At 58.3% G+C, this 362-nt stretch carries 1 protein-coding gene; it reads right to left on the reverse strand.

Annotation, left to right across the window (positions count from 1 at the left end):
- A partial coding sequence (locus tag OEJ36_RS30405) for an ATP-binding protein (RefSeq protein WP_263404653.1) occupies nt 1-362 on the reverse strand: 362 nt, incomplete at both ends.

A 362-nucleotide genomic window follows, 5' to 3' on the forward strand; every position in this document is an offset into this window, starting at 1 on the left:
CGATAGAAGCGTTCAGTCAGACGCGGCAGGTGTTTGTTATCGATGCCAATCCCGGAATCCTGCACGCTCAGGTGCGCGCCCTGATCGTCGCCCCACCAGCGAATGCGGATATTGCCTTCGGCCGGGGTGTATTTGACGGCGTTGAACACCAGGTTGGAAAACGCGCTGCGCAACTCCGCCTCGCTACCCTTGAGCAGAATCGTAGGGTCGGCTTCCAGGGTGATTTTCTGGTTTTTCTGGCCGGACAACTGCTGCGCGTCGCTCTTGATCGATTGCAGCAAGCCATCGATCGGCACCGGCTCGTTGTCCGATGGATAATCGGTGGCTTCCAGCTTGGCCAGCAACAACAGGTCGTTGAGCAG

Source organism: Pseudomonas sp. PDM13, from assembly GCF_025685765.1.
Lineage (GTDB): Bacteria > Pseudomonadota > Gammaproteobacteria > Pseudomonadales > Pseudomonadaceae > Metapseudomonas > Metapseudomonas solani.